18 protein-coding genes are annotated in these 22,912 nt (G+C 62.2%); 8 read left to right on the top strand and 10 right to left on the bottom strand.

Annotation, left to right across the window (positions count from 1 at the left end; translation table 11 throughout):
- Positions 1-31: 31 nt before the first annotated feature.
- Complete coding sequence (locus tag B6S08_RS07510) at positions 32-931, bottom strand: ChaN family lipoprotein (protein ID WP_094200100.1); 900 nt, start codon at positions 929-931, stop codon at positions 32-34.
- Between the two features lie 85 nt (positions 932-1,016).
- Between B6S08_RS07510 and B6S08_RS07505 the strand changes: the two genes are divergently transcribed.
- Positions 1,017-2,162 (top strand): 3-phenylpropionate MFS transporter, encoded by a 1,146-nt coding sequence (locus tag B6S08_RS07505; RefSeq protein ID WP_094200099.1) that lies wholly within the window; start codon positions 1,017-1,019, stop codon positions 2,160-2,162.
- Positions 2,159-5,626 carry a hybrid sensor histidine kinase/response regulator gene (locus B6S08_RS07500; protein ID WP_094200098.1) on the top strand — a complete coding sequence of 1,156 codons (3,468 nt, stop codon included), beginning with the start codon at positions 2,159-2,161 and terminating at the stop codon, positions 5,624-5,626. Before B6S08_RS07505 ends, B6S08_RS07500 begins: the two co-directional genes overlap by 4 nt.
- A 150-nt stretch (positions 5,627-5,776) precedes the next feature.
- Here the strand turns inward: B6S08_RS07500 and B6S08_RS07495 are convergent, their stop codons facing one another.
- Positions 5,777-6,415, bottom strand: a complete 639-nt coding sequence (locus B6S08_RS07495; protein ID WP_094200097.1) for a response regulator transcription factor — start codon at positions 6,413-6,415, stop codon at positions 5,777-5,779.
- Between the two features lie 131 nt (positions 6,416-6,546).
- Here B6S08_RS07495 and B6S08_RS07490 point away from each other — a divergent pair, with 131 nt between their 5' ends.
- Both B6S08_RS07490 and B6S08_RS07485 read left to right on the top strand, forming a co-directional pair.
- Positions 6,547-7,878: an MFS transporter gene (locus tag B6S08_RS07490; protein WP_094200096.1), complete on the top strand. Its 1,332-nt coding sequence runs from the start codon at positions 6,547-6,549 to the stop codon at positions 7,876-7,878.
- Positions 7,878-8,579: a DUF3108 domain-containing protein gene (locus tag B6S08_RS07485; RefSeq protein WP_094200095.1), complete on the top strand. Its 702-nt coding sequence runs from the start codon at positions 7,878-7,880 to the stop codon at positions 8,577-8,579. The genes B6S08_RS07490 and B6S08_RS07485 overlap by 1 nt, the downstream gene beginning before the upstream one ends.
- Positions 8,580-8,606: 27 nt before the next feature.
- On the opposite strand, the gene B6S08_RS07480 is transcribed toward B6S08_RS07485, so the two are convergent.
- The 5 genes from B6S08_RS07480 to B6S08_RS07460 all read right to left on the bottom strand — a co-directional run bounded on the left by B6S08_RS07480 (position 8,607) and on the right by B6S08_RS07460 (position 15,102).
- The gene (locus tag B6S08_RS07480; protein WP_094200094.1) at positions 8,607-9,926 is read right to left on the bottom strand and encodes a sigma-54-dependent transcriptional regulator; all 1,320 of its coding nucleotides are present in this window, start codon (positions 9,924-9,926) and stop codon (positions 8,607-8,609) included.
- Positions 9,907-11,664 (bottom strand): sensor histidine kinase, encoded by a 1,758-nt coding sequence (locus B6S08_RS07475; RefSeq protein WP_094200093.1) that lies wholly within the window; start codon positions 11,662-11,664, stop codon positions 9,907-9,909. The genes B6S08_RS07480 and B6S08_RS07475 overlap by 20 nt, the downstream gene beginning before the upstream one ends.
- Positions 11,665-11,672: 8 nt before the next feature.
- Positions 11,673-12,044 carry a DUF1850 domain-containing protein gene (locus B6S08_RS07470; protein ID WP_094200092.1) on the bottom strand — a complete coding sequence of 124 codons (372 nt, stop codon included), beginning with the start codon at positions 12,042-12,044 and terminating at the stop codon, positions 11,673-11,675.
- Positions 12,041-14,056 (bottom strand): TRAP transporter permease, encoded by a 2,016-nt coding sequence (locus B6S08_RS07465; RefSeq protein WP_094200091.1) that lies wholly within the window; start codon positions 14,054-14,056, stop codon positions 12,041-12,043. The genes B6S08_RS07470 and B6S08_RS07465 overlap by 4 nt, the downstream gene beginning before the upstream one ends.
- A gap of 98 nt (positions 14,057-14,154) precedes the next feature.
- The gene (locus B6S08_RS07460) at positions 14,155-15,102 is read right to left on the bottom strand and encodes a TAXI family TRAP transporter solute-binding subunit (protein WP_094200090.1); all 948 of its coding nucleotides are present in this window, start codon (positions 15,100-15,102) and stop codon (positions 14,155-14,157) included.
- A 248-nt stretch (positions 15,103-15,350) separates the two neighbouring features.
- Here B6S08_RS07460 and B6S08_RS07455 point away from each other — a divergent pair, with 248 nt between their 5' ends.
- Positions 15,351-15,977 (top strand): energy-coupling factor ABC transporter permease, encoded by a 627-nt coding sequence (locus B6S08_RS07455; protein ID WP_094200089.1) that lies wholly within the window; start codon positions 15,351-15,353, stop codon positions 15,975-15,977.
- Between the two features lie 67 nt (positions 15,978-16,044).
- On the top strand, positions 16,045-16,773 hold the full coding sequence (locus tag B6S08_RS07450; protein WP_094200088.1) for a DsbA family protein: 729 nt from the start codon (positions 16,045-16,047) through the stop codon (positions 16,771-16,773).
- A 116-nt stretch (positions 16,774-16,889) separates the two neighbouring features.
- Here the strand turns inward: B6S08_RS07450 and ycaO are convergent, their stop codons facing one another.
- The 3 genes from ycaO to B6S08_RS07435 form a co-directional block, all read right to left on the bottom strand.
- Positions 16,890-18,647, bottom strand: coding sequence for a 30S ribosomal protein S12 methylthiotransferase accessory factor YcaO (gene ycaO, locus B6S08_RS07445; RefSeq protein ID WP_094200087.1), 1,758 nt, complete (start codon positions 18,645-18,647; stop codon positions 16,890-16,892).
- A gap of 119 nt (positions 18,648-18,766) precedes the next feature.
- Positions 18,767-19,870 (bottom strand): aspartate-semialdehyde dehydrogenase, encoded by a 1,104-nt coding sequence (gene asd, locus B6S08_RS07440; RefSeq protein WP_094200580.1) that lies wholly within the window; start codon positions 19,868-19,870, stop codon positions 18,767-18,769.
- Positions 19,871-19,992: 122 nt separating this feature from the next.
- Entirely contained in the window at positions 19,993-20,904 is a 912-nt protein-coding gene (locus B6S08_RS07435) for a LysO family transporter (protein WP_094200086.1), read from the bottom strand.
- Positions 20,905-21,300: 396 nt separating this feature from the next.
- Between B6S08_RS07435 and B6S08_RS07430 the strand changes: the two genes are divergently transcribed.
- Positions 21,301-22,068 carry an ABC transporter ATP-binding protein gene (locus B6S08_RS07430; protein ID WP_094200085.1) on the top strand — a complete coding sequence of 256 codons (768 nt, stop codon included), beginning with the start codon at positions 21,301-21,303 and terminating at the stop codon, positions 22,066-22,068.
- Between the two features lie 30 nt (positions 22,069-22,098).
- Positions 22,099-22,875, top strand: coding sequence for an ABC transporter substrate-binding protein (locus B6S08_RS07425; RefSeq protein ID WP_094200084.1), 777 nt, complete (start codon positions 22,099-22,101; stop codon positions 22,873-22,875).
- The last annotated feature ends 37 nt before the right edge of the window (positions 22,876-22,912 follow it).

Here is a 22,912-nt window from a genome sequence, read left to right as displayed (position 1 = left end):
TGTGCCTGAAAGCAAGGTATAGCGAAAGGGGTCAGCAGTCCGGTTCGCTGATCACCACGGCGGGCAGGGGCTCGTCGGGCAGGCGGGCATCGGGCAGCGCCTGCACCTCAAGCCGCCAGAGGGGCGCCGGTGGCGGGCTTTCACCGGGCAGCACCGGGTAGATCAGCACGATTTTGAGCCCGGGGTTGCGCAGGGCCAAACGCTGGGCGGTGCCCAGGGCATCGGCGATGTGAAAGCGACCCACGGTGAGCATGACTGTGTGGCCGGGCTGTCGCTCAAGGTAGTTGGTAATGCTTTCGGCCATGGTGTCATCCCAGCTGGTCTGGGCGGCAAACTGGTTTTCCGTGGGAGGGGGGCCGTGAAAGCGGCTGGCCATAAAGCGGGCCTTGTAGGCATCGTCATTCAACGTGAGCCGGTCGGCCACCCAGCGGCGTTCGCCGGCGGGCAAACGGGCCAGATAATCCGGCCCCCGGCTGCCCACGCAGCGTACGATGTGGCGGGGAGCGTTGGCGGCAATCACCTCAATGCCGGCGGCTTTGGCCAGCTCTATCAGAGGACGATAATCGCTGCGGTAATGGGGCCAGGCGTCGGCCCGCTTGATAAAGGCGTCTTCGCCCCGCTCTCCTGCCAGATAGGCGTTGACCTCGGCCTGCTTGTTGCGGCTGAACTGCTCCATGGCCAGGGCAAGCGGACGAGGCTGAGCCAGCAGGGCAGCCAGCAACTCGGCCTGAAAATGATGCACGCCGGCATGGCCGTGCAGCTCCCCCACCATGATCACATCGGCACTGGCCAGCCGTCGGGCGGCCCGCTCCAACGGCTGGCGCTCGTCGTCGGCGTCGTACAGGGTGAAGTCATACAGGGTGGCGGGCGGCTCGGCCTGGACCTGGCAGCCGGCCAGCAGTATAAGTAGCAGGATGGTCAGTGCGCGCATTGAGTCACCTTTTGAGGCAATGGGTTACGGCAATTTGTCATCAAGGGGTTATCATAGCTTTCATCATCCTCAAACCGTAACCGGAATGACGCCTGCCAACTGGCTTTCTCTGTTTTTTGGCCTGTACTTTTTCAGTTTTGGCACTTTTCTTCCCTACTGGGCCCTGTGGCTGCAAGGCGCCGGGGCCAGTGCCGGTTTTATTGGCCTGTTGCTGGGCCTGGGCATGGCGGTGCGTTGCCTGGGCAACCTGGGGGTGATGAGCTGCATTCGTACCGCCACTCATCTAGTGCCCGCCATTCGCGGCCTGGCCCTGGCCAGCCTGCTGGTGTTCACCGCCTTTTACGGCTGGCAGTCGAGCGTTGCCCTGCTGGTGCTGACCCTGCTGGCCAACCTGATTTATTCCTCGCTGATCCCGGCGGGAGAGGCCATGGCCTGCCGGTATATTGTGCAGGTGCAGCTGGATTACGGCCGGGCCCGGCTGTGGGGCTCGGTGGCCTTTATCGGCGCCAACCTGGTAGTGGGTATGCTCAATGACCATTTTGGCAGCCAGTGGATATTGCACGGCATGGTGCTGTCGCTGGCGCTGCTGTCGTTGTTGTCCTTTGCGCCGATCTCGCCGGCGCCGCAAGAGCCCGCTACCGGCCGCCGGGCCGCTTCGCTGTTGCAGGTGCTGAAGCGCCCCGGTGTGGGCCGGTTTTTGCTGGTGACCTCACTGCTGCAGGGCAGCCACGCCTTTTATTACGGCTTCAGCGCCCTGCACTGGCAGCAGCAGGGCTACAACTCCAGCATCATCGGCTATCTGTGGGGGCTGGGGGTACTGGCGGAGATTCTGGTGTTTATGTTTTATAAACGCTGGCTGGGACACTGGTCGGCCAGCGGCCTGCTGATGGCGGGCATGATCTGCGCCCTGTGCCGTTGGCTGCTGCTGGGCGCCACCACGGATCCCTTCTGGCTGGTGTTGGCTCAGGTGCTGCATGCGGGTAGTTTTGGCTTCACCCACCTGGGGGCGGTGCGCTTTATCAGCGGGGAGCTGGCGGGCGAAGCGGCGTTTGGTGCCCAGGCATTGTATGCGGCGGTGTCCAGCGGCCTGGCTCCGGGGCTGCTGCTGATGCTGTCGGGACTGCTTTACCCGAGCCTGGGCGGGCATACCTACTGGCTGATGGCGGCGGCGGTGCTGCCGGTGGCCTGGCTGCTGACCGGTCCCCTGAACAAGGAGCAAGCGCAATCATGATGCAGGGCTGGACCGTCATCAATATTTCCCTGGCCTATCTGGGCATGCTGTTTCTGCTGGCCTGGCTGGGCGACCGACCGCGCATGGGCGGCCATGTGCGCCGGCTGCGCCCCCTGCTCTATAGCCTGTCACTGGCGGTGTATTGCACCTCCTGGAGCTTTTTCGGCACCGTGGGTCAGGCCAGCACCGACGGCTGGACCTTTTTTACCATCTACCTCGGCCCCATTCTGATGTTCACCCTGGGCGGGCGCTTTGTGGCCCGGCTGATCGAGGTGGCCAAGCGTGAACACATTACCTCCATCGCCGATTTTATCGCCGCCCGTTACGGCAAATCCCAGCGGCTGGCGGTGTTTATCACCCTGATTGCCATCGTGGGCGTACTGCCCTATATCGCGCTGCAGCTCAAGGCCATCGTGATGGGGCTGAACCTTATGGCACCGGAGGTGGTGGCCGGCGCCGGCCGGGATGCGGGCGAAGTGGCGCTGATGGTAACCCTGCTGTTTACCCTGTTTATTCTGCTGTTCGGCACCCGTCATATCGATGCCACCGAGCATCAGCGCGGCGTGATTGTGGCCATTGCCGCCGAGTCGGTGGTCAAGCTGATTGCCTTTATCGTGGTGGGGGGCTTTGCGCTCTGGCTGGTACTGGCCTTTCCCAACCAGCAGCGGGTGATGATCACCGAGGACTTTATCGCCTCGCTGAGCGTGGTCAGCGGCGGTCACCTGCTCGACATCGGCGTGTATACCCTGCTGTCGATGAGTGCCGTTATCTGCCTGCCGCGCCAGTTTCACGTGGCGGTGGTGGAGCACCACGGGCCGGCGGATCTGCGCTGGGCCCGGCGTATCTTTCCGGTGTACCTGCTGCTGTTCGGGTTGCTGGTGCTGCCCCTGGCGCTGGCGGGCCAGCAGTGGCTGTCGGCGGGCACCTCGCCCGATACCTATGTGATCAGCCTTCCGCTGAATCTGGGGCATCCCAACCTCGCCATGCTGGCCTTTATCGGCGGCGCCTCGGCGGCCACCGGCATGATGATCATTTCCACCATCGCCCTGGCCATCATGATCAGTAACGATTTGGTGCTGCCGATGATATTGCGCCGCCGCCAGCTGCAGGGGGCCGGCTTTGAAGACGTGGCCCAGTTGCTGCTCAACGTGCGCCGCACCGCCATCATGGTGATCATGGCCACCGCCTGGCTGGTGTTTCTGTGGCTGGGCGACATCAGCAGCCTGGCGCGCATCGGCTACCTCAGCTTTGCCGCCATTGCCCAGTTTGCCCCGGCCCTGGTGCTGGGGCTGCTGTGGCGTGGCGGCAACCGGCGCGGCGCCTACTGGGGCCTGAGCCTGGGCATGCTGATGTGGCTGCTCAACCTGATGGCGGAAACCGGACTCTTTGCCGGCGATGCCAGCACCAACGTGGTGCTCTGGCTGCTGACCCCGCCGGCGTTGGGCTGGCTGGCCGAGATGAGCCCGGTGACCTGGGGCATATTGCTCAGCCTGTTGTGCAACCTGGCCGGTTACCTGCTGGGCTCCTGGCTGTCGGTGCCCTCGGTGAGCGAACGTTTTCAGGCCGCCGCCTTTGTGGGCCGGCAGCACAAGGACGACGGCGACGTGTACCGGGCCAAGGTCACGGTGCGGGATCTGGAGCAGCTGGCGGCACGCTTCGTGGGCGAGCCCAGGGTGCGGCGCGCCTTTGCCCGTTACGCCGGTGAGCAGGGCACCCTGGAAGGCAGCATGCAGGCACCGGCCAGCCTCATTCGCCACACCGAGCGCGTGCTGGCGGGGGTGTTCGGCACCTCCTCGGCCCGGCTGGTGCTGGCCTCGGCCCTGCAGGGGCGCTCCATGGAGCTGGAAGAGCTGGCCACCATAGTGGATGAGGCCGGAGATGTGTTCCGTTTTAACCGAGGCCTGTTGCAGGGGGCCATCGAGCACATCGGCCAGGGCATTTCGGTGGTGGACAAGGAGCTGCGGTTGGTGGCCTGGAACCGCCGATATCTGGAGCTGTTTCAGTATCCGGCCGGACTGGTGCGGGTGGGGCGGCCCATTGCCGACATCATTCGCCATAACGCCGAAAAGGGGCTGTGCGGCCCCGGTGAGGTGGAGCAACACGTTAGCCGACGGGTGGAATACATGAAGGCGGGCAGCCGTCATGTGTCGTCCCGCATTCGGCCCGACGGCCGAGTGATCGAAATGCAGGGCAACCCCATGCCCGGCGGCGGCTTTGTGATGACCTTCAGCGACATCACCACCTTTCGTCAGGCCGAGCAGGTACTGAAGGACGCCAACGTCATGCTGGAGCAGCGGGTGGCGGAGCGTACCCGGGAGCTGTCGGCGGTGAACGAGCAACTGCTGGCGGCTAACCGCCAGGCGGAGCTCGCCAATGCGTCCAAGAGCCGCTTTTTGGCGGCGGTCAGCCACGATCTGATGCAGCCCCTCAACGCCGCCAAACTGTTTGCCTCGTCCTGGCTGGAAACTTCCGGCGATGATGAAAGCCGTCGTCTGGCCGGGCACATCGACCGCTCGCTGACGGCGGCGGAGGAACTGATCGCCGATTTGCTCGACATGTCCCGGCTGGAGTCGGGCAAGCTCACCGCCAAACCCCGGAATTTCGCCATCGCTGAGCTGTTCGGCACCCTCAGGGCAGAGTTCGGTGTGCTGGCCGAGCAGCAGGGCGCGCGCCTGAGTGTGGTGGCCAGCGACATCGTGGTGCACAGTGATCCCCGACTGTTGCGGCGCATTCTGCAGAACTTTCTCACCAATGCCCTGCGCTACAGCCCCGGCGGCCATATCGTGCTGGGCCTGCGCCGGGACGGAGAGCAGGTACGCATCGAGGTATGGGACAACGGCCCCGGCATTCCCGCCGACAAGCTGGATGTGATTTTTGACGAGTTCACCCGGCTGGAGCCGGGTCAGCGCCATCAGCAGGGACTGGGCCTGGGCCTTGCCATTGCCCAGGGGCTGGCGGGGGTGCTGGGGCACCGGTTGAGTGTGCGCTCCGAGGAAGGCCGGGGGTCGGTGTTTGGCGTGACCCTGGCCCGCTCGAGCCAGGCCGTCGATGATCTGGCGCCGGCCCCGATACCGGCCAGAAGCGGTGACCGGCTGGCCGGGCTGCGGGTGCTTTGTGTGGACAACGAGGCGAACATTCTCACCGCCATGGAAAGCCTGCTGACGCGCTGGGGCTGCGAGGTGAGGCTGGCCGGCAGCGGAGATCAGGCCAGGGCGTTGTGTCACAACGGCTTTGTGCCGGCGGTGATCCTGTCGGACTATCACCTTGACGACGGGGAAAACGGGGTGTCGGTGATCAACATGTTACGGCTGGAATTCGGACGCATTCCGGCGGTGGTGATCAGCGCCGACCGCCAGCCCGAGCTGCAGCAGCAATTGCAGCCGCTGGATCTCGGTTACCTGAGCAAGCCGGTCAAGCCGCTGAAACTGCGGGCACTGTTGCAGCATCTGGTGAAAGGGGAATAAGAGGAATGAGTGGTTGTGATGAGCGAAGCGAACCACAACGCGAAGCCGCTGGCGGATTGTTGGAATTCGCTGCGCTCATTGCCAACCTACGGCTCACCCCTGGCGAATATTCCATTACGCAAGCGTGAACAGAGGGACTAGTCCCTAATGTCAGAAGTCGCCGCCGGTCAGCTGGGACAGGGCGATGACCGCCTGGGTTCGGTTTTTGACGTCCAGCTTGCGGAAAATGGCGGTGACATGGGCCTTGATGGTGGCTTCCGACACCTCCAGCTCGTAGGCGATTTGCTTGTTGAGCTTGCCTTCCGACAGCATGGTGAGCACCTTGAACTGCTGGGGAGTGAGGCTGGCCAGGCGCTCGGCCATGTCGTCCTCGGGGGCGTCCTCCAGGCTGATGCCCTCGGGAAACCAGCCGTCGCCTTCGAGCACGGTATTCAGCGCACTCACCAGGGTGGGCATGGGCGCCGACTTGGGAATAAAGCCCACCGCGCCCAGGCGCATGGCCTGCTGCACCACCACCGCGTCTTCGCTGGCGGACACCACTACCACCGGCAGGGCCGGGTACAGGGCGCGCAGCCGGGTCAGCCCGGAAAAACCGCTGGCGCCGGGCATTTTCAGATCCAGCAACAACAAATCTACCTCGTCGGAGTCTTCCAGCAACTGCAGCAGGCTGTCGATACTGTCTACTTCCTGCAGCTGGGCATCGCTGACTGCCAGCCGGACGGCCTGGTGCAGCGCGCTGCGAAACAGGGGGTGATCATCGGCAATAACGATGCGGTAGCCCGTGTCCATGTGTCTGGATCCTTGTGTCTGAGTAGTCTTCAATGGAAGCCGGTTCCATGTTTCAGCGTTATGATAGGGGTTTGACGGGCGGCTGAGAACTGCCCGGCGCCATTTTCGTGATCCATTGAAGAGGCGAAAACATGTTTGGCAACGATGCAAAGCAACGAATTATTCGGCTGCTGGCCCCGCACAACGGCGATGAAGATGCCCGCGTCTGCAAGGACATTCCCGATGACGCCTGCCATCAGGTGCCGGCCAACCGGCGCTGGCTGATCCTGGGGCAGTTGGCCTCGGCCCTGGCCGAACTGCTGGTCAATGCCAAAACCGTGCTGCCCTGGCTATTTCAGGCGGTGGGCGCGCCGGTGTGGCTGATCGGCTGGCTGGTGCCGATACGGGAAAGCGGCTCCATGTTGCCCCAACTGCTGCTGGGAGCCTGGGTGCGTCACATGCCGGTGCGCAAGGGCGCCTGGTTGTGGGGCGCCGGGCTGCAGGCCGGCTGTCTGGTGCTGATGGCACTGACGGCCCTGTTGTTTTCCGGCTGGCTGGCCGGCGTGCTGCTGCTGGGCGGGCTGGCGCTGATGAGCCTGTCCCGCGGGCTGTGCTCCATCGCCGCCAAAGACGTGCTCGGCAAGACCATTCCCAAAAACGGTCGGGGCAGGGTCACCGGCACCGGCGCCAGTCTGGCGGGGGGCCTGGGCCTGCTGTTCGGGCTGATGCTGGGCTGGTTGGGCGAGCTGCCGCTGTGGGGCTATGTGCTGATCCTGCTGGCGGCGGCCGCGGTGTGGGTGCTGGGCATGCTCTGTTACCGCCGAATTGAGGAGCAGCCCGGCGCCACCGAAGGCGGGGTGAACGGCTGGCGCCACGCCCTGCACAGCCTGCAGCTGGTGCGTGACGACGCCGACTTTCGGCGCTTTTTGCTGGTTCGCACCCTGTTGCTGTCCACCGCCCTGGTGACCCCCTATTATGTGTTGCTGGCCCAGGATCACGATGGCGCCGCCCGTGTGCTGGGCAGCCTGGTGATCGCCCAGGGACTGGCCCAGTTCGCCAGCAGCTGGGTATGGGGCTGGCTGGCGGATCTGTCGTCGCGCCGCGTGCTGCAACTGGCCGGTGCGATTGCCGCACTGCTGGGGCTGGCGGTGTGGCTGCACCTGGGCGTGCTGGGCGGCACGCCGTTCGCCGGTTATTTTGCGGGGGTGGTGTTTGTGCTCAGCCTGGCCCACGCCGGGGTACGGGTCGGGCGCAAGACCTATCTGGTGGATCTGGCTGGCGGAAACCGGCGCACCGATTATGTGGCGGTGAGCAACACCCTGATGGGCGTACTCCTGCTGCTGGCGGGAGCGCTGAGCATGCTGCTGGCGCTGTTGTCGGGGTTGGCGGTGATACTGGTGTTTTCGCTGCTGGCGCTTCTTGGTGTATGGTTGGCACAAAGTCTGCCTGATGTTCAGGCCGACGCACCCAGTGAGGACAAATAATGCTGCACAAATGCCTGTTGGCGCTGGCGGGCCTGATGATGGCGACCGGCGCGGCCGCCCGAGACATTGAACAGTTGCGTGCCGAATTCGCGGTGACGCTCAACGGCGACACCACCCGGGGGGTCAACACCCTGACCATAGATCGCAACCGGGAGCAGTATCATGTGCACTTTTCCCTGCGCCACTGGTTGCTGGACGTGGATCAGAAGGCCAGCTTTGCCTGGCAGGACTGCACCGCCCGACCCGAAATCTTCAATTACCAGGCAAAATACCTGGGCACGACCCGGGAAGAGCGGCTGGTGTTCGATCAGGGCACCGACATGGTGCTGTACCAGGACAAGGAAGGGGACAAGCTGTTGTCGGCACAAGGCGGCGTGCTGGACCCGGTCAGTTTCTTTTTCGAGGCTCGCTGCGATCTGATGGCCGGTGAAACCGCCTTTAGCTACCAGGTTATTCGCGACGGTAAAATCAAGGACACGCCCTTCAAGGTGGTGGGTAGCGAAGCACTCAGAACCGGCCTGGGCACCCTGGACACCCTGATCGTGGAACGGGACCGGGGCGACAGCAAGCGCAAGACCCGCTTCTGGGTGGCGCCCGAGCTGGATTACCTGCTGGTGCAAATCAGCCACGAGGAAAGCAGCCTGCTGGCGGTGACCGCTACCCTCGAAAAAATGACCTGGAACATGGTGGACGCCCAGTAACAACAGCACTCCGGTGACGGCCCTAGCTCAGGACTCGCCGGCCTGCTGACGGTAGCGGGCCAGCTTGTCATACAGGGTCTTGCGGGGAATGCCGAGCCGCTCGGCGGCCAGCGCCACATTGTCATCGGCCTGGTGCATGGCATCCAGGATCAGCTGCTGCTCCAGGGCCGCGAGCTGGCGCGGCAGCGGCAGGGGCCTGTCGTTGTCGGCGGTAGGCAGCACCCCCAGCACATACTGTTCGGCGGCATGGCGCAGCTCGCGCACGTTGCCCGGCCAATTGTGGCTCATCAGTCGTTGCAGCATGGCCTCGCCCGGAGGCGCCACTTCCCGCCGGTACTGTTGCTGCGCCAGATCCACAAAGTGCAGAAACAACAGCGGAATGTCGGCCCGCCGCTCCCGGAGTGGAGGCAGGTGCAGGGTCACCACATTGAGCCGAAAGTAGAGATCCGGGCGAAACAGGCCGGCCTGGCCGGCCGCCTGCAGATCCACCTTGGTGGCCGCCACGATGCGGGCGTCCACGTCCACCTGTTGATTTCCCCCCAGGCGCTCCAGTACCGACTCCTGCAATACCCTCAGCAGCTTGGCCTGCAGATTGAGGGGCATGCCTTCTATTTCATCGAGAAACAAAGTGCCGTTGTCGGCATGTTCGATTTTGCCGATGCGTCGCTTGGTGACACCGGTAAAGGCGCCGGGCTCGGCCCCGAACATTTCGCTTTCAAAGATGGACTCGGGCAGGGCGGTGCAGTTGACCGCGACAAAGTGGCCCTTGCGTCCGCTGCCCTGATGCAGGCTGCGGGCCACCATTTCCTTGCCGGTGCCGGTCTCACCCAGGATCAGCACACTGGCGTTGGTGTCGGCAATATTGTCTATCTGCCGGCGCAGCAGCTCCATTTGCGGGGTATGGCCCAGCAGCAGACCCGGCCCCTTGCCGTCGGCCAGCTGCCGCCGCAGCCGGCGGTTGTCCAGCACCAGCGCCCGTTTCTCCATGGCCCGGCGCAGGCTGTGCAGCAGTTGCTCGGGCTGGTAGGGCTTTTCAAAAAAGTCCTGGGCGCCCAGGCGCATGGCTTCCACCGCCATGGGAATGTCGCCGTGACCGGTCAGCAGCACTACCGGCAGCTCGGCGTCGCGTGCCTGTAAATGCTGCAACAGGGCCAGTCCGTCCATGCCTGGCATGCGCACATCCGACAGCATGACCACGGGGGCTTCTGCCGGCAGCGCCTGCAATGCCTGCTCAGCCCGGGCAAAGCCCCGGGCGCCGATGCCGGACAGCTGCAGGGTTTGCAGCAGGGTCTGGCGTACGTCATCGTCGTCTTCCACCAGCCAGACGTCAATGGGGGTCGGGGTCATGGTTACTCCAGTCAATACGAAATCGAATGCCGCCCTCGGGCGGGTGTTGAATATCCAGCCGGCCGTCGCTGGCCTCCACCAGGTCTCGTACGATGGACAGTCCCAGTCCCAGGCCCTGGCCGGCGCACTTGGTGGAGAAAAACGGCTCGGTAACCTTGTCGATGAGCTCGGAATCAATGCCGGGGCCATTGTCCTGCCATTGCAGCCAGCCAGGCCCGGCGGCGATGCTGATGCGGGCCGCGGTGCAGTCGCTCAGGGCATCGATGCTGTTGGTCAGCAGGTTGGCCAGCACCTGCTCCAGGGCGTGCAGCTCCATGGGTAGGAGTGCATCATCACCGTCGGATCTGTCCAGCTCAATGTGCTGCTCGGCCAGGCGGGGCGCCAGCCAGCTTAGTATGTTGTCGAGCGCCTCGTTCAGCGGCGTCTGTCCTCGAGTGCTGCGGCGGGTGGCCGCAAACAGCTTGAGCTGGGAGGTCAGTCGAGCGATGCGATCTATCAGCCTGCCCATGGTCTGCAGGCTGGTTTCCAGCTCGTCATGGCGGCCATGCTGACTCAGCAGCAGGGTGTTCACCGACTGGTTGCGCAGCGCCGTCAGGGGCTGGTTGACCTCATGGGCGACCCCGGCGGCCATTTGCCCGAGGGCGGCCAGGCGGTTGCTGTGGATCAGTTCGTGCTGCATGGATCTGAGCCTGGCTTCGGCCTGAATGCGCTCCTGTATCTGTTGCTCCAGCTCCCGGTAGGTGGCGGCCAGGGCGGCAGTGCGGGACATCACCTGCTGCTCCAGCTCGCTGCGGGCCCTGAGTTGCATGCGGTAATAGCGCCGGCGCTGGCGCCAATACAGCAAAAGCAGCCACAAGGCGATAAGGCCGACGCCGGTGAGGGCGCTCAGCAGGGTGGCATTCATGGCCAGCTGCCGGCTTGGCCACCACAGTTGCATGCGCCACTGCAGGCGTGGCAGGGCCAGCTCGCTGACCCCATACTGCTCGCCCTGCCATTCCACCTGGTGCCGGTCGTATGTAATGGCCAGGGGCGTCAACGGCATGGGGGTGTACTGGCGGGCATTTTCCAGCCGCCGGCGCGCCGTGGGGGTCAGCGGTGCCAGGGTGCGGAATTTGAGCTCGGCCCGGGAAGACAGGGCGATGACCTCGTCCTTGTCCACTACCAGCACCAGTTCGCGGGCCGGCTGCCAGCTGTGCTCCAGTGGCAGCAGGGTGATCTTGGCCGCCAGTACGCCTTTGGCGCCATCCGGGCCTGCCATGTGCAGGCCAAAAAAGTAGCCCGGGGTGCGGGTGGTGGCTCCCAGGGCATAAAACTCGCCCACGCTGCCGCGCAGGGCATCACTGAAATAGGGGCGGTAGCGGTAGTTCTGGCCGATAAAGCTGTGTGGCAGGTGCCAGTTGCTGGCGGCCAGGGTCACGCCGTCGGCGCCAATAAGGTACAGGGCTTCCACTCCGGTTTCTTCCGACATGTGCTGCAGCAGCCGGTTGGCCTGTTCGAGGGCGTCAGCCCTATCGGGATATTGCAGGGCGCGGGTCAATACCGGGTGGGACTGCAAGGCGCGGGGAATATTTTCAAACCGGGTAATTTCCGATTCGAGGGCGGTGCGGTAGACCTGCAGCTGCTGCTGGGCGCGCAGTTCCTGCTCTTCAACTTGATGCCGCCAGCTGGCTTGCCAGACCAGGGTCAGCAACAGGGCAAACAACAGCAGGGCGAGCAGCCAGGGCAGGCGTTTTTTCAATAAGGGCTTCAGTGGGCCTCCGAGTCACAGGCGGCAAGGGTCACTGTCTGTCCGGGTGTCAGCCAGTGGCTGAGCGGATGACAGCCCTCGTTTGCATCACAGAGGGTATATTCGCCGGTAAAGGTCGATCCGGCAAGGGTGACCTGGTCAAGCAGCAGGTTTGGCTGCCAGTGCCAGCCCCCCTGCTCTAGGCGGGCCTCGGGGGGCGGCTCCATGCCGGCCCCCGATCCTTGAACGCTGGCCTCGATCAGGCGCAGTTGCCGCCCTTCGGCCTGGTAGGTTTCCTCCCAGCGCGTTTTTTCCACCGAATGTTGCCAGCCCAGGGTGATGCTGCCGGTCAGCAGCATCACCGTCGTGGAGGCGGAAAGCAGGCAGATCACCCGGCTACCGCTACGGGTTGCCGGCGACGGCTTTGCCACCAGTGGCGACCCAGCACCAGGGCGGCCAGGGCCAGTCCCAGTTCATCGGTCATCGGCAGCGAGAATACCAGCAGGGCGGCGGCCGCCACGGCGATCAGTCGCTCCCACAGGGCAAAGGGCCGCAGCCAGTAGCCGATGGCGCCCATGCCCCACAGGGACACGGCCAGCAGCGCCTTGAACACCACGAACACGGTGGCCAGCATGCCGGCGTCACCCTGCAGCATCAGCTCCGGGGCATAGACCGCCATATAGGGCACCACAAAGCCGGCGATGGCGATCTGCAGCGAGCGCAGGCCAATGCGCAGGCCAGAGGCCTTGGCGATGGGGGATGCGGCAAAGGCGGCCAGGGCCACCGGCGGGGTCAGATCCGCCATGATGCCGAAATAGAACACGAACATGTGCGACACGATCAGCGGCACGCCCAGTTCCAGCAGTGCCGGGGCGGCGATGGAGCTGGTAATGATGTAGTTGGGAATGGTGGGAATGCCCATGCCCAGCACCAGGCAGGTCACCATGGTCAGTGCCAGTGACAGCAGCAGGCTGTGCTCACCCAGCTGAATGATGAAGCCGGCCACTATGGTGGCGGCGCCGGTCAGCGAGATAACACCGATGATCACCCCTACCAGGGCACAGGCCACCCCCACCGGCAGGGCATGCAGCGCGCCCTGGTACAGGGCGTTGACCACGGTGGCGAGAATACCCTGTTCGCGTTTCAGCAACAGCAGTGCGGCCAGGATGGCCACCACCACAAACAGGGCGGTAATGCCGAAGTGGTTGAAGCTGGCACAGGCCAGGCCAAGCAGAACCCAGAAGCCGTAACGCAATCCCTTCGCGTTCAGTTTTTTGGCTACGCCATTGCCCATGATCAGCACCACGGTCAGCGCCAGGCCCATCATGCCCGCAAACAGGGGGGTAAAGCCGGAGAACAGCATGATCACCAGGGCCACCAGGGGCATCAGCAGGTACCAGCGCTCTTTCAGCGCCGCCAGCGGCTTGGGGCACTCGGACTTGGGCAGGCCATTGAGGCCGGCGCGGCCGGCTTCCAGGTGCACCATCAGAAAAACGGTAAAGAAGTAGAGCACGGCGGGGATCAGGGCCGCCTTGGTGATGTCCACATAGGGCACGTTGATGGTCTCGGCCATGATAAAGGCCACGGCGCCCATCACCGGCGGCATGATCTGGCCGCCCATTGAACTGGTGGCTTCCACCGCACCGGCAAAGTCTGACTTGTAGCCGAACTTTTTCATCAGGGGAATGGTGAACTGGCCGGTGCTGACCACGTTGGCCACGCCGGAGCCGTTGATGGTGCCCATCATGCCCGAGGACAATACCGATACCTTGGCCGGACCGCCACGGGTATGGCCGACCGAGCCGATGGCCACATCGTTGAACAGCTTGAGCATGCCGGCCTGCTCGAGAAAGGCGCCAAACAGAATAAACAGGAAAATGTAGCTGGATGAAACATAGGTGGGAGTACCGTAAATGCCTTCGGTGCCAAAGGCGAGCTGGGACACCACCTGATCCAGGCCATAGCCCCGGTGCATCAGGGCGTCGGGCAGGTGCTGGCCAAACAGGGCATAGCCCAAGAAGCTCAGGCAGATAAGCGGCAGGGCCCAGCCCATCAGCCGGCGTGCGGCGTCGAACACCATGATCAGGGTGATGCTGCCGATCACCCAGTCGGCCTGACTCATGTCGCCGGCCCGGTAGATCAGGTCGGCCTCAAACCACCAGTGATAAAAGGCAAACAGCAGGGCCACGGCACCAAGCAGCATGCCCCACACCGAAGGGCGGGACAGCGGCTTGCCACGGCCACCGTAAAGCTGGTAGACCAGAAACAGCAAAAAGCCGACGTGCACCGCCCGCACTACCGTGGTGGACAGCGGGCTGAAGGCGGCGGTCACCACCTGAAAAATGGAAAAACACAGGGCGCCGTAAAAGATCAGCGCATGATGCCGGGTCTCGGAACTGCTCATTATTATCTCCCCGCCCGTGCCGTTGGCAGAACGGTCAGGCTGTTGTTATGTCGGTATTGGCCGAAGGGATGGCGCCTTCGGGGGAAGGCGCCTGTGGCTTACTGGATCAGGCCCTTTTCCCTGAAGTAACGTTCGGCTCCGGCGTGCAGCGGCAGCGGCAGGCCGTTGGTGGCCTGGGCCGGATCGATGCCATTGGCGGCGTTATGGGCATTGCGCAGCGCCGGCAGGTTTTCATAGACCTGTTTTGCCATCTGGTAGGCGGTTTCGTCAGAGACCTTGTCATGGGTGATCAGCAGGTTGCTGATGGCCACGGTGGGCACGTCGCTGTCCTGGCCGGTGTAGGTGCCTGCCGGGATCACGCCGGGGCGATAGGCATCGTTGCCGATACCGGCGACCAGCTCGGCGGGAATGGGAATGAACACCACGGGGGCGTGTGACGCCAGATCGCGAAAGGCGGCCATGCCGAGGCCGGCAGACTGCAGGGTGGCGTCGAGCTGGCGGTTTTTCATCAGCTCCACCGACTCGCCAAAGGGCAGGTACTCGGTGCGCTCGAAGTCGTCGTACTCCAGTCCGGCGGCCTGAAAGATGGCGCGGGCATTTAGTTCGGTACCGGAGCGGGGGGCACCTACCGATACGCGCTTGCCCTTGAGGTCTTCCAGGCTGCTGATACCGCTGTCGGCCCGGGCCACGATCTGAATGTAGTTGGAATAGGTGGCGCCCACGGCCCGCAGTTTTTTGAGGGGAGCGTTAAAGCCGGCCTCTTCCACGCCGTTCCAGGCGTCGGCCACACTGTCGGCCAGGGCGAAGCCGATTTCACCCCGGCCCTTTTGCAGCAGGGTCAGGTTTTCAACCGATGCCCGCGTAGCCTGTACCTGTACTCGAGCGTCGGGAATTTCCTTGCCATAAAGCTGAGACATGGCCACCCCAAGCGGGTAATAGACGCCACTGGTACCGCCGGTGAGCACGTTAATAAACTCGGCAGCCTGGGTGGTGGTCGCCGACAGCGCCAGGGAGGCGCCGAGCAGGCAATGTTTGATCAGTTTCATTGAGTCAATTCCCTTGGTTATGTAGTTGCGCCACCAGTGTTGCAGGTTTGATGCCACAAGTTTCATGTATGTTATTTTATGTAACTTATTGATTTGTATAAGGTGATAAGAAAAGGGATTCCGAATTTTCAGAATTTTACGGTGACGCGGTCCGTAAATTCGGAATGTGACGGTAACCGCGGGTGACATTCGGGACTGGTTGCTTCTGTGATAATCTGAAGTTTGGGCAGAGATGAAAGGCATAACAGATGATGTGGATACTGGGCGCCATGGTGGTGGCGCTGGCGGCATGGCGACTGGACTGGCGGGGGTTGCTGGCGGACAAGGGGCGGCAACACCTGTGTTTTGGTGCGGCCATGGCGCTGGTGCCGCTGTGGATGCTGCAGGCGGGCATTCGCGACGGCCTGGAGGTGCATTTTCTCGGGCTCACCACCCTGGCGCTGATGCTGGGCTGGCGCATGAGTCAGCTGATGGCGCTGCTGCCGTTACTGCTGGTCACCGCCTTTGGCATCGAGGCCTGGCCCGACCTTGCGGTCAACCTGGTGCTGGGCGTGATACTGCCCCTTGCGGTTAGCTATTTCGTGTTTTTGCTGACCTACAGTTATTTGTACCGGCATCTGTTTGTGTATATCTTCGTGGCCGGTTTTTTCAACGCGGCACTGACCATGGCGGTGAAGAGCCTGGCCATGGCCGCTTACATGGTGTGGTCGGGGCAATACGGCTGGAGCATGGTGCAGAACGACTACCTCAGCATATTGCCCCTGTTGTTGTTTCCCGAGGCGCTGCTCAATGGCATGGCCATTACCCTGCTGGTGGTGTTTCGGCCCCAGTGGGTGTGCACCTTTTATGACCGGGATTATCTTCATAACAAGTAGGAATATGGATCCTGAATGAGCCGGTCTGTTAGTCTCCCTTGAATCAAATGACAGAAGTGAGAACCGAATGAAACATCGTACTCTGAAAATCCTGGCCCCTCTGCTGGCCCTTGGCCTGCCGGCCCTGGCCCAGGCCGAGATGAGCAGGGAAGAATTTCAGCAAAAGGTGCGTGAAGCCCTGATGGCCGAGCCCGAAATGCTGCGGGACGCCATCGTCAAACTGGAAGAAAACGATCGCCTGGCCCAGCAGGCGGAGTTTGCCAAGCAGCTCAACGAGCAGTCGGCCCAGCTGTTTGATAACAAGACCGACGGCATCATGGGCAACCCAAATGGCCAGCTCAAGGTGGTCTATTTTACCGACTACAACTGCCCCTATTGTCGCCGGCTGAACCAGACCCTGGTGGAGATCATCCAGGATGAGCCCGAGCTTAAGGTGATCGTGAAGGACATCGGCATTCTGGGCCCGGACTCGGTGCAGGCGGCACGCCTGGCGCTGGCGGCGGCCCAGGAAGCCCCGAAACAGTATGAGGAGCTGCACCAGGCCCTGATGAACCAGAAGCGGGTGCAGACCGCGGCCCTGGCCAGCATTGCCGGCAAGGCCGGCTTGAATGCCAAGGAGCTGCAGGACAAGGCCGACAGCGAGGCCATTGCCGACAAGCTCAACCAGAACCTGAGCCTGTTTCGGGCGCTGGGCCTGAATGGCACTCCGGCGTTGGTGTTTCCCGACGGTACCCTGGTGCCCGGCGCCATCGACGCCGCCGGCCTGAAGGACATTCTGAAAGATCAGAAATCCTGATTCGGGGCAGTAATTAGGAGCAGGAAACCGGCGTTGCTCCGGCTTTCCATCATTCGATAGCAAAAGCCCCGGGCCATGGCCCGGGGCTTTTTGTTTTTATCGAAATCCAGCAGCCTTTACGTCCAGCTGGCGGCGCGCTTGGCCTTTTGCAGTTTTTCGTAGGTGGCCAGCAGCGCCTGGTGGGCGGCGAAGTCGGTCAGGCTTTCGTCGGCGGCGGTCAGACCGTGGAAGCGGGCGCTGCCGTCAATCTGGGCCCAGGCCTCGCCGACGGTTTGCTCACCAAACATGCGGTCAAAGGCGGCGCGGTACTGCGCCGGCTCGCGGTCGTCGGACAGGTGCAGCTCCAGCGAGGCCTTCAGGCAGCGGTAGTAGCGGGCGCGCGCTTCGGTAAACACCGAGGCGTTAAAGCTCAGGGTCCAGTCGGCGTAGTCCAGGGCGGTTTCCAGCTCGCCGGCGGCCAGGGCCAGCATGCATTTCAGCTCGCCCACCCGCAGGGTGTGCCAGGCGGTGCCCTTGTTCGGGGCAATGCCAATCAGCTCGCGCACTCGAGTAAAGTCGTCCAGGCCTTCCTCTTCCAGGCGATCATACAGGCCCATCAGCTGCTCGCCGTCGGCGTCGCTGCCTGGCAGGCTCAGCAGAGTGGCGCGCAGGCCGGCGCCCATGTTGTTGTTGGCCAGCTCTAGATCTTCCACCGGATAGATGTCGGACATGCCCGGCACCAGAATGCGGCAGGCATACACGCCCAGGTGCTCATAGTCGGCGATGTACACCGGCTGTTCCAGCTCATTGAAGATGGCCATCAGGTGGTTGAACTCTTCTTCCGAGCTGCCGCTGAAGTCCCAGTCGGCAAAATCGTAGTCGGCCTGGTCCTGAAACAGATCCCAGCTGATCAGACCCGAGGAGTCGATAAAGTGGGTTTCCAGGTTGTGATGGTCGGCCACCTCGTCATCGTCAAAGGACGGCGGCACAAACACGTCCAGATCCTTCAGGCTGCGGCCCTGCAGCAGCTCGGTCACGGTGCGCTCCAGCGCCACCGCAAAGCGGGGGTGGGCACCGAATGAAGCGAAACAGGTGCTGTTGGCCGGGTTGAACAGCACCACGCAGATCACCGGGAAGCGACCGCCGAGTGAAGCATCATAGGCGAAGATGGGAAAGCCTTCCGCTTCCAGCGCGGCAATGGACTCCTGAATGTGCGGATAGCGGGCCATGACTTCGTCGGGAATGGCCGGCAGGCTGATGCGCTCACTGATGATACGGTTCTTGATGGAACGCTCAAATACCTCCGACAGCCCCTGAGTGCGGGCTTCGGTTTTGGTGTTGCCGGCACTCATGCCGTTGGATACATAGAGGTTGCCGACGATGTTCATGGGAATATGAACGGTCTGATTGTCACCCTGGCGCTCAAAGGGCAGGGCACAGATGCCGCGCTCTTCGTTGCCGGACTGCAGATCGATCAGCATGTCGGCGGTCAGCGCGTTTTCGGGATCGTAAAAGCGGCGAGTGTAGTCGTCGAGCAGGCCGGCGGGCAGGCTGTTGTCGTCGGTCAGGGGGAACCACTTTTCATTGGGGTAGTGCACGAAGTCACCCTCGGCGATGTCGCGGCCCAGGTAGAAGTCGGCAAAAAAGTAGTTGGTGGCCAGACGCTCGAAATACTCGCCCAGGGCCGAGGCCAGTGCCGCCTTTTTGGTAGCGCCCTTGCCATTGGTAAAGCACAGTGGGCAGTCTTTGTCGCGAATATGTACCGACCACACATGAGGCACCGGGTTCAGCCAGGATGCTTCTTCAATGTTGAAGCCCAGGGCCTGCAGCTTGTCCTGGAAACGGCTGATGGAGTCTTCCAGCGCGGCGTCCTTGCTGGGAATAAAGGTTTTCATGAGTACCTCGGGCGTGATCGGTAAAAAAGGGGAGCGATCCTAACCCGGGGCGATAATTTGAACAAGCGGAAACAAAAACGCCCGCGCGGGGCGGGCGTTTTCAGCAGCAGGAGTAGTCCTTACGGCAGCAGGTGCAGCATGCGGCGCAGGGGCTCGGCGGCACCCCACAGCAGCTGGTCGCCCACGGTAAAGGCAGACAGGTACTCGGGGCCCATGTTCAGCTTGCGCAGACGGCCGACAGGCACGCTCAGGGTGCCGGTTACGGCGGCCGGGGTCAGCTCGTCCATGGACTGCTGGCGATCGTTGGGGATCACCTTTACCCAGTCGTTGTGGCTGGCCAGCAGCTTTTCCACTTCCGCAATGGAGATGTCTTTCTTCAGTTTGATGGTAAAGGACTGGCTGTGGCAGCGCAGGGCACCAACACGCACGCACAGGCCGTCCACCGGAATGGCGGCACCGGTCTGCAGTATCTTGTTGGTCTCGGCCTGACCCTTCCACTCTTCGCGGCTCTGGCCGTTTTCCAGCTGGGAGTCGATCCAGGGGATCAGGCTGCCGGCCAGGGGGACGCCAAAGTTGTCGACCGGCAGGTCGCCGCTGCGGGTCTTTTCGGTGATCTTGCGCTCCAGCTCGAGAATGGCGGAAGACGGATCGGCCAGCTCTTCGGCCACTTCGTCGCGCAGCATGCCCATCTGGGTAACCAGCTCGCGCATGTGACGGGCACCACCACCGGATGCCGCCTGATAGGTAGACACGGCAACCCACTCCACCAGATCCTGCTCAAACAGGCCGCCCAGGGCCATCAGCATCAGGCTCACGGTGCAGTTGCCGCCGACAAAGGTCTTGGTACCCTTGGCTAGGGCGTCCTGAATCTGCTTGCCGTTGACCGGATCAAGCACGATCAGGGCCTCATCGTCCATACGCAGGGCGGAGGCGGCATCAATCCAGTAGCCGTTCCAGCCGGCGGCGCGCAGCTTGGGGTAGACTTCCTTGGTGTAGTCGCCGCCCTGGCAGGTGAGCACCACGTCCAGCGCCTTCAGCGCCTCGATGTCAAAGGCATCCTTCAGGGTGCCGGCGTCCTTGCCGAAGTCGGGGGCAGGCTGACCGGCCTGGGAGGTAGTGAAGAAGACCGGATCGATACGGGCGAAATCGCCTTCTTCCACCATACGGCTCATCAGAACGGAGCCGACCATACCGCGCCAGCCGACCAGACCTACTTTTTTCATCATTCAGTGTCCTTTCTTTGAAAGAGAGTCAAAAACCTGCCTTCCACAATACTGATTGCGCGCAAAGGTGCAAGGGCTAAGCAAAAAGGCCTGGGCGTTTTTTGACCTTGGTCGTTGCGGAATCAGCCGGTGGTGAACGAAAGAAAGCTCAGAATAAGCACGGGACCTGCCAGGCTCAGCACAAAGCCGGAGACAATGGCTACCGGCACTATGGCCACCCCGCCGGAGCGTTGCAGCACCGGCAGGGTAAAGTCCATGGAGGTGGCGCCGCCATAGCCGATGGCGCAGGAAGGATGGCGACGCATCAGAGCCGGTATGATCAGAATGGCAATCAGCTCCCGGGCCAGATCGTTGAGAAAGGCGGCGCTGCCCATCACCGGGCCCAGCCGGTCACCGATCAGAATGCCCGAGAGGGAATACCAGCCATTGCCCGAGGCAAAGGCCAGCCCCTGAGTCAGCGGCAGATCCAGCAGCCAGGCGCCGGCCAGGCCCCCCAGCCAGGAGCTGACCACCACCATCAGGGCAATAGCCAGGCCCCAGCGGTTCAGCAATATCTGGCGCAGTTTCATGCCCGAGTTGCGCAGCTGAATGCCGATCAGCAGCAGCAGCAGCATCAGCGCCCACTCGCTCAGGGTGTCTACCGCGAACCACTCCGGATCGAGAAACTGGCCCAGGGCCAGGCCACCGAGGATCACCAGGCAGAGTTTGACGGAGTCCAGCAACAGTGCCCATTTGCTGATGACGGGGGCGCCGCGTTCACCTTCCACCCGGCCTCGGCGCAGATCCAGCAGCCAGAGCCCGGCCAGGTTGCAGACCGTGATACAGGCCAGAAAAACGCCGCAGAGGGTAAAAATAGTGCCCAGGTGAGTACTAAGATTATCGACAAAGGCTAGGCTGATGCCCATCAGGAACAGGATCAGGTACACCATGCGTGCCACCGCCACATTGATAAAGTGCACCAGTGACTGGGAGCGACAGGGAATGCCATAGCCGAGGGCCAGGGGCAGTAATACGATAAGCATGCCGGAGTACATGAGAATAATCTTCCAATTGATTTATTAGCGCAATTTTTGACCGTCATTGCCAATTGAAACAGCATACGTGAGCAATTCGTTAAAAAAAAGCCGACGGCGGCTTTTATGAATAACGACCTGGTTTTACTGGTTATGCACTTGCCAGGCCGCCACGCGCTAACCGAGCCTTGGATAACATTGTGAGGGTGATATTTTATTCTGCTTTGGTGCATAATTTTATACTGCGCAGTCCTTGTTTTTAGTATAAAAAACCGACATCCTTGGCCTTTTATGGCTGATTGTGTTGTTATTGAACAAGGCAAGTGGTAAGTTTTGCCGCAAAGGTTAACGGCTTGTTAACTTCTCAGGTAACAGGACAGGGCCAGCTGAGAGGCCCGGAAACAAAAGGTCTAACGGATGAGCAAACCCGCCCTCGAAGTCACGGGCCTGCACAAGCACTATGGCGCGCTGGAAGTACTCAAAGGCATCGATCTCACCGCCGACAAGGGAGACGTCATCTCCATTATCGGCTCCTCAGGCTCCGGCAAATCCACCTTTCTGCGCTGCATCAACCTGCTGGAAACCCCGTCAGCGGGGGATGTCAGGCTGCACGGCGAGCTGATTGAAATGCGTACCAGCCGCTCCGGCGAGCGTGAGCCGGCCAACATGCGCCAGGTGGAGCGTATTCGCTCACGGCTGGCCATGGTGTTTCAGAGCTTCAACCTCTGGTCCCACATGACCATTTTGCAAAACATCATTGAAGTGCCGGTTCATGTTCTGGGCGTGCCCAAAAAGGAAGCCATCGAAAAGGGCGAGGCCCTGCTCAAACGGGTGGGCCTCTACGAGCGCCGGGACTACTATCCGGGTCACCTGTCCGGCGGCCAGCAGCAGCGCGCCGCCATTGCCCGGGCACTGGCGGTGGAGCCGGAGGTGATGCTGTTTGACGAGCCCACCTCGGCGCTGGATCCGGAACTGGTGGGCGAGGTGCTGGGGGTCATGCGCAGCCTGGCGGAAGAGGGGCGCACCATGCTGGTGGTGACCCATGAAATGAGTTTTGCCCGGGATGTATCGAACAAACTGATGTTTCTGCATCAGGGCGTGGTGGAGGAACAGGGGGACCCCAAACAGGTGTTCGCCCATCCCTCGTCGGAGCGGTTCCGGCAATTTATTTCCTCGGTTTATTGAATCAACGTGAACAACACAAGGAGCAAGTCCATGAAAAAACTGTGGGTTGCGGGCGCCGTCATGGCGACCCTGGCGGCGGGAGCCGTGCAGGCAAAGGAATGGAAAACCGTGCGTTTTGGCATTGAAGGCGCCTATCCGCCATTTTCCTGGACCGATGAAAACGGCGAGCTGCAGGGCTTTGACGTGGACATGGCCAATGCCCTGTGCGAGCAGATGCAGGTGAAATGCCAGCTGGTGGCACAGGACTGGGACGGCATTATTCCAGCCCTGCTGGCGCGCAAGTACGATGCCATTATTGCCGCCATGTCGATCACCGAGGAGCGCAAGCGCACCGTGGACTTTACCGGCAAGTATGCCCTGGTGCCCAACAAGTTCGTGGCTCCGAAAGGCGCCGAGTTCGAGCTGAGCAAGGAAGGCCTGGCCGGCAAGAAGGTGGGCGTGCAGATTGCCACTACCCACGACAAGTACCTGACCGACAACTTTGGTGGTGACGTCAGCCTGGTGCGCTACGGCAACGCCGATGAGGCCTACCTGGATCTTAAGGCCGGTCGGGTCGACTATGTGTTCCTCGATGCCACCGCCATCGAAGAAGGCCTGCTCAACAAGGAAGGCGGTGATGCCTTTGAGTTTGTGGGCCCGTCGGTCACCGATGAAAAGTGGTTCGGTGAGGGGTTTGGCATTGCGGTGCGCAAGCAGGACAAGGATCTGAAGGAAAAGCTGAACCAGGCCATTCTGGAACTGCGTGAAAACGGCAAGTACCAGGAAGTGAACAGCAAGTACTTCGATTACGACGTTTACGGCGAGTAATCGACGTCGGCCGGCTCATCAGGGCCGGCATAACAGG

The sequence above is a fragment of the Oceanimonas doudoroffii genome (genome assembly GCF_002242685.1).
GTDB lineage: Bacteria > Pseudomonadota > Gammaproteobacteria > Enterobacterales > Aeromonadaceae > Oceanimonas > Oceanimonas doudoroffii.
Note: the sequence above shows the minus strand (reverse complement) of the source record. Positions and strands in the feature narration are given on the sequence as shown.

Coding starts and splice junctions, on each gene's coding strand:
- B6S08_RS07510 (WP_094200100.1), bottom strand. CDS start 931: ATGCGCGCACTGACCATCCTGCTACTTATACTGCTGGCCGGCTGCCAG.
- B6S08_RS07505 (WP_094200099.1), top strand. CDS start 1,017: ATGACGCCTGCCAACTGGCTTTCTCTGTTTTTTGGCCTGTACTTTTTC.
- B6S08_RS07500 (WP_094200098.1), top strand. CDS start 2,159: ATGATGCAGGGCTGGACCGTCATCAATATTTCCCTGGCCTATCTGGGC.
- B6S08_RS07495 (WP_094200097.1), bottom strand. CDS start 6,415: ATGGACACGGGCTACCGCATCGTTATTGCCGATGATCACCCCCTGTTT.
- B6S08_RS07490 (WP_094200096.1), top strand. CDS start 6,547: ATGTTTGGCAACGATGCAAAGCAACGAATTATTCGGCTGCTGGCCCCG.
- B6S08_RS07485 (WP_094200095.1), top strand. CDS start 7,878: ATGCTGCACAAATGCCTGTTGGCGCTGGCGGGCCTGATGATGGCGACC.
- B6S08_RS07480 (WP_094200094.1), bottom strand. CDS start 9,926: ATGACCCCGACCCCCATTGACGTCTGGCTGGTGGAAGACGACGATGAC.
- B6S08_RS07465 (WP_094200091.1), bottom strand. CDS start 14,056: ATGAGCAGTTCCGAGACCCGGCATCATGCGCTGATCTTTTACGGCGCC.
- B6S08_RS07460 (WP_094200090.1), bottom strand. CDS start 15,102: ATGAAACTGATCAAACATTGCCTGCTCGGCGCCTCCCTGGCGCTGTCG.
- B6S08_RS07455 (WP_094200089.1), top strand. CDS start 15,351: ATGATGTGGATACTGGGCGCCATGGTGGTGGCGCTGGCGGCATGGCGA.
- B6S08_RS07450 (WP_094200088.1), top strand. CDS start 16,045: ATGAAACATCGTACTCTGAAAATCCTGGCCCCTCTGCTGGCCCTTGGC.
- ycaO (WP_094200087.1), bottom strand. CDS start 18,647: ATGAAAACCTTTATTCCCAGCAAGGACGCCGCGCTGGAAGACTCCATC.
- asd (WP_094200580.1), bottom strand. CDS start 19,870: ATGAAAAAAGTAGGTCTGGTCGGCTGGCGCGGTATGGTCGGCTCCGTT.
- B6S08_RS07435 (WP_094200086.1), bottom strand. CDS start 20,904: ATGTACTCCGGCATGCTTATCGTATTACTGCCCCTGGCCCTCGGCTAT.
- B6S08_RS07430 (WP_094200085.1), top strand. CDS start 21,301: ATGAGCAAACCCGCCCTCGAAGTCACGGGCCTGCACAAGCACTATGGC.
- B6S08_RS07425 (WP_094200084.1), top strand. CDS start 22,099: ATGAAAAAACTGTGGGTTGCGGGCGCCGTCATGGCGACCCTGGCGGCG.